The organism is Microseira wollei NIES-4236 (genome assembly GCF_020521235.1).
Lineage (GTDB): Bacteria > Cyanobacteriota > Cyanobacteriia > Cyanobacteriales > Aerosakkonemataceae > Microseira > Microseira wollei.
This window is the reverse complement of record NZ_BLAY01000857.1, coordinates 1-206: the sequence shown is the minus strand read 5'-3', so window position 1 is coordinate 206 and position 206 is coordinate 1. Positions and strand designations below refer to the sequence as shown.

The 206-nt window shown below is 43.2% G+C and carries 1 protein-coding gene; it reads right to left on the bottom strand.

Features of this window, described 5'->3' with window-relative positions:
- Positions 1 to 181 (bottom strand): hypothetical protein (locus MiSe_RS50655; RefSeq protein ID WP_226595186.1); only part of this gene is annotated, 181 nt, incomplete at its 3' end.
- Between the last annotated feature and the right edge of the window lie 25 nt (positions 182 to 206).

Sequence of the window (206 nt, the reverse complement as noted above, 5' to 3'; positions counted from 1 at the left end):
ACCGCAAAATATGGGCACGGCATTCCACAATCTTTTGGTATAAATCAAAATTTTTATACGCCGTGCCCCTACTCGCGAAACCGCAAAATATGGGCACGGCATTCCACAATCTTTTGGTATAAATCAAAATTTTTATACGCCGTGCCCCTACTCGCGCCACCGCAAAATATGGGCACGGCATTCCACAATCTTTTGGTATAAATCAA